Source organism: Epilithonimonas bovis DSM 19482 (assembly GCF_900108115.1).
In the GTDB taxonomy this organism is placed as follows: Bacteria; Bacteroidota; Bacteroidia; order Flavobacteriales; family Weeksellaceae; genus Epilithonimonas; species Epilithonimonas bovis.
Window position 1 is genome coordinate 1 of the sequence record NZ_FTPU01000072.1, and the last position, 4,376, is coordinate 4,376.

At 36.3% G+C, this 4,376-nt stretch carries 5 protein-coding genes, 1 rRNA gene, 1 other RNA gene and 1 pseudogene; 6 read left to right on the forward strand and 2 right to left on the reverse strand.

Features of this window, described 5'->3' with window-relative positions:
• Positions 1–171: 171 nt before the first annotated feature.
• Positions 172–279: ribosomal RNA gene (rrf, locus tag B0B05_RS15925) — 5S ribosomal RNA — on the forward strand.
• A gap of 171 nt (positions 280–450) precedes the next feature.
• On the opposite strand, the gene rnpB is transcribed toward rrf, so the two are convergent.
• Positions 451–745, reverse strand: an RNA gene (gene rnpB / locus B0B05_RS15930) — RNase P RNA component class A.
• Positions 746–957: 212 nt separating this feature from the next.
• Between rnpB and B0B05_RS15935 the strand changes: the two genes are divergently transcribed.
• From B0B05_RS15935 to yajC, 5 genes are all read left to right on the forward strand, one after another.
• Positions 958–1,452 carry an RNA polymerase sigma factor gene (locus tag B0B05_RS15935; RefSeq protein ID WP_076784561.1) on the forward strand — a complete coding sequence of 165 codons (495 nt, stop codon included), beginning with the start codon at positions 958–960 and terminating at the stop codon, positions 1,450–1,452.
• Complete coding sequence (locus B0B05_RS15940) at positions 1,445–2,125, forward strand: hypothetical protein (protein WP_076784562.1); 681 nt, start codon at positions 1,445–1,447, stop codon at positions 2,123–2,125. Before B0B05_RS15935 ends, B0B05_RS15940 begins: the two co-directional genes overlap by 8 nt.
• Positions 2,126–2,195: 70 nt before the next feature.
• The gene (nusB, locus tag B0B05_RS15945; RefSeq protein ID WP_076784563.1) at positions 2,196–3,101 is read left to right on the forward strand and encodes a transcription antitermination factor NusB; all 906 of its coding nucleotides are present in this window, start codon (positions 2,196–2,198) and stop codon (positions 3,099–3,101) included.
• Between the two features lie 59 nt (positions 3,102–3,160).
• Positions 3,161–3,658: a DUF1573 domain-containing protein gene (locus tag B0B05_RS15950; RefSeq protein WP_076784564.1), complete on the forward strand. Its 498-nt coding sequence runs from the start codon at positions 3,161–3,163 to the stop codon at positions 3,656–3,658.
• Between the two features lie 8 nt (positions 3,659–3,666).
• Positions 3,667–3,996 (forward strand): preprotein translocase subunit YajC, encoded by a 330-nt coding sequence (gene yajC, locus B0B05_RS15955; RefSeq protein WP_076784565.1) that lies wholly within the window; start codon positions 3,667–3,669, stop codon positions 3,994–3,996.
• 101 nt (positions 3,997–4,097) lie between these two features.
• Here the strand turns inward: yajC and B0B05_RS17295 are convergent.
• Positions 4,098–4,376: pseudogene (locus B0B05_RS17295) on the reverse strand (hypothetical protein); the annotation flags it as partial.

The window sequence follows — 4,376 nt, forward strand, 5'->3', positions numbered from 1 at the left end:
ATTACCCGTAGATTTATAGCCTATTGGTTACAATATACAAGTGCTTTTTGCGCAACAAAGGTTCTCTCTTTGTGAACGTTTTTATCGATTAAAAAGTTGACAGTTGATTGTTGACAGTTGTTGGAAAACTCCGACAACCATCAACCGACAACTAACAACCATATACCTTTTTAGGGTGGTTTTAGCAGAGGGGCTCACCTGTTCCCATTCCGAACACAGAAGTTAAGCCCTCTAGCGCCGATGGTACTGCGAAAGCGGGAGAGTAGGTCGCCGCCAGTTTTTTTTTAAAGCTCATCAATTTATTTTGATGAGCTTTTTTTTGTTTATAACCCTAAATGTTATAATAACGATTGTAAGCCAATTTCTTTTTAACTTTGATAAAAAGAACAATGCTTATCTCATAAACATGCTTTAATAAATGTATTTTTTATGGAAAAGATATATAAAAAAGAAAAGAGAAGTGCTGTAAGCCGGATTCTGTTTTAGCCTGTTATTTATCTGCAATTTGCATTACTGCAAATCTTTAGCTGCTTACCCCTCATCAACGAGCGGGCCGCTCTTGACTGATGATATACTTAGCATTGCACCGCATAGAGTTTACCTGTTTTCACTACAGCCGAACTGTACTTGCTTTCTGTTGCACTTGTCCTATTTTCGCAAATGACGGATGTTATCCGCTATGCTGCCCTATGGTGTCCGGACTTTCCTATTCAGACAGATCTGAATCAACAAGCCACACTTCTCTTCTGCAAATCTAGTTATATTGACCGGATTTTCTATGCTATTTGTCAAGTTCTTTTTTGCGCAGCGCATCCCGGATGGAACGGCATGTTTGAGCTCATCCTAAAAAATAGCTTTGGACTAGTTTTGGTTTTTTTTGGATAGCGAGTAGTGACAGCCGGAAATGATGCCCTAATTGCTAAGCTTGACAGATTATTTCTTATCTTCGTTTGCGGAATGGACAGCAAAGAGACAGATTTTTCTAAATTGATAAAGGACAATCAAGGACTTATTATAAAAGTCTCGCGTCTTTATACCCATTCTTTGGAAGATCAGGAGGATCTTTTTCAGGAGATTGTGTTACAACTTTGGAAATCTTACGACTCATTCCAGGGAAATTCTAAGATATCTACCTGGATGTATCGGGTTGCCCTTAATACAGCTATTACGCTCTTCCGGAAAAAGACAAAACAGCCACAGACAGATGAGTTACAGGATTTCCATGGTAAGAATTTTGTAGAAGATAATGGTGAAAAAGAGCAACAGATCTCTCTGCTGTATAAAGTGATCAAGATGCTGCCTGATGTAGAACGAGCTATTGTAATGATGTATCTGGATGATGAGCCCTACAGAGAAATTGCGGAAACACTTGGTATTACTGAGGTGAACGCACGTGTTAAAATGAACCGATTGAAGAAAACGCTTAAAGAACTAATGATAAAGCATGCCTAACCAAGACTTTGATATAGATTCTTTCAAAAAATCCTGGCAAAATCAGACGATTGCTGATGGCTATAACCAGGAGGATATAGAAAAGATGCTGAACAAAAAATCAAGAAATTATGTCAAATATATTCTTTGGATAAGTATTGCGGAGTTTTTTGTTTTTGGGATGATTAATTTTATCACCTTGTTTTCTTCCAATTTTCATACAGATTTTACCAGCATTCTCAACAGGCTCCAGATCAGGAATCAGTCTCAGGTAGAGTTTTCGCTGGATAGGATCTATAATTGGATGAAGGTTGCCAGCCTTGTTATTACAGGTATTTTTGTAATCATTTTTTATATTAATTATAAAAGGATCAATGTAGAGGCTAATCTTAAGAAGTTTATCACCCATATCATCGCATTCAAGAAGACTGTCAACCTTTTTATTATTTCTAATATTGTTTTGCTGTTACTTGTTATTGGCTGTTTTACTACATTTATTATTTATACGATGCGTTTGCAGAAGATCCATATAGACAACCCTACTTTTTGGGGGCTTATTAGCGGAGTTACAGTTAGTCTGTTGATTTGCATTATTCTTATTTTATTATATTATAAGATCGCTTACGGCATCATACTGAAGAGACTTTCTAAAAACCTAAACCAGCTGAAGGCGATTGATTCTCAGAAAATCTGAAACACAATACAATCCTCTTCATCAGATTGGACAATTTTACGTATCTTTGCACCCATAAAAGTTCTTTGAAATGCTGGGAAGAAGACAAATCCGCGAAAAGATTGTAGAAACACTGTATTCTTATTATCAAAATCCAATTAAGTATGATGTTCTAGAGAAAAAAATGTTTCTTGACATCAGCAAAATCTACCATTTGTATATCTATGAACTCAATTTTCTGGTTGGGTTGAAGCGCTTAGCAGAAGATCAGATAGAAATTGGAAAAAACAAATTTTTGAAAACCAATGCAGATGATAATCCTAACCAAAAGTTTGTCCGAAATCAGATTCTGATTCAGTTGGAAGACAACGAGGAAAGAAAAAGTTTTTCATCAAAGCATAAAGACCTTATCTGGGATCCCAATGATGAACTTCTTGTAAAGACCTTCCAAAGGATAAAAGCGGGGAAACGATACCAGGATTACATGGCAGATGAAACGGTTTCTTTTGAAGATGATCAAAAGTTTATCGGTAAGCTATTTTTGCGTTATGTCGCAGAAAATACAGATTTGCATGACCGTTTCGAAGAAAAAGAAATGTCCTGGGCAGATGATTTTCACATTGCCAACAGCATGATTCAGAAAACCATTGGTTTTATGAAAGAAGACGAAACTTCTCATACACTAATCCGAATGCTGAAGGATGATGAAGATGAAGCATTTGCCAAAAAATTACTCCGTTCATCTTTCAATAACTGGGAAGAAACCGAGAAAAAACTGGGAGAGAGACTTCTAAACTGGGATATAGAAAGAATTGCACTGATGGACCGTATTATTCTTATTGCCGCCATTACAGAGATGGATCAGTTTCCTGCAACAGCATCCAGAATTATTATCAATGAATATATTGATATTTCTAAAATCTACGGAACAGAAAAATCTCATATCTTTATCAATGGTGTTTTGGATAAATATACCAAAGATTTTAATAGGATCTAAACACCGACTTTCCAATTCTTACCATCAAATTTTAACAAATCATATAAATTAAAGTAAGTATGAAATCCATAAAATTATTAAGTCTTGCCATATTTTGCAACATCGCTTTTTCCTGTACCAAAAAAGTGGAAGGATCACCGATTGCAGATAACATAGACTCTACACAAGCTACTGCAGTTACCAACGCGCTGGCGCAGGAAGAGCAGCCAGAGGACGAGTTGCTGAAAGAAGCTAAAGAAAAACCGCTTACCACAGTAGCTTTTAGTGAGACAGACCACAATTTTGGCGAAATCAAAAAAGGTGAAAAAGTAGAACACGTTTTTGAAGTTACCAACACCGGTAAAAACCCATTGATTATATCTAATGTTAAACCTGGTTGCGGCTGTACCGTTCCGGATTATACCAAAGAACCTATCTTGCCTGGTAAAAAAGGTAAAATTACATTACATTTTGATTCTACCAACTTTGACGGTGCAGTTAACAAGATTGCAGATGTGTACGTTAATGTAGAAAAAGCACCAGTCCGTTTAACATTTTCAGCTAACATATTACCATAATTATTATCATGCTAACAATATTTTTGCAGGCTGCCCCGGCGCAGTCTATGACACCAACAATCCTGATGATCGGGCTTATGTTCGTTGGATTTTATTTTCTAATGATCCGTCCGCAGATGAGGAAACAGAAACAGGAAAAATCTTTTCAGGAGGCCTTGAAACCGGGTGCTAAAGTAGTAACAACGTCTGGGATGCACGGAACCATATTTTCGATTAACGAAGATGGAGTAGTCCTTGAAACTTTGAGTGGAAAACTTAAATTCGAGAAAGCTGCCATCTCCAGAGATTTTACAATGGCAAGATTCCCGGAGACCTTTGGTGTAGAGAAAAAGAAATAATTTTTAATAATTTTCTTTAATAAAAAAACGCCCGATATCTATAAATATCGGGCGTTTTTATTTATCAATTGCGTAAAGCGTCACTTTTACTTAGTCATTCCTTAAAAAGCTAATTTTTCATTTTGAAAATTATACTTGCCTAAGAAGATTTTGAGAACAACTTCGAGCCAAAAAAGAATTTGTTGTTTGATTTGGTTCAATCTCATCTTCAAATTGTATCCAATCCCTGCTAATAGGGCGTTATGAATATCTCCAGCCACTCCTTTAAGGAAGTTTAATCCTAAGGAGTGGTTTCTTTTTAAATGTGAAATACAGGGTTCTATTGCTGCTCTTGCACGGAATCTTAATCTTGCAACTTGCTGCCCATATCTTGTTTTTTC

Bases quoted from the DNA above. Each gene is read 5' to 3' on its own strand.
- B0B05_RS15935 (WP_076784561.1), top strand. From the start codon at position 958: ATGGACAGCAAAGAGACAGATTTTTCTAAATTGATAAAGGACAATCAA.
- B0B05_RS15940 (WP_076784562.1), top strand. From the start codon at position 1,445: ATGCCTAACCAAGACTTTGATATAGATTCTTTCAAAAAATCCTGGCAA.
- nusB (WP_076784563.1), top strand. From the start codon at position 2,196: ATGCTGGGAAGAAGACAAATCCGCGAAAAGATTGTAGAAACACTGTAT.
- B0B05_RS15950 (WP_076784564.1), top strand. From the start codon at position 3,161: ATGAAATCCATAAAATTATTAAGTCTTGCCATATTTTGCAACATCGCT.
- yajC (WP_076784565.1), top strand. From the start codon at position 3,667: ATGCTAACAATATTTTTGCAGGCTGCCCCGGCGCAGTCTATGACACCA.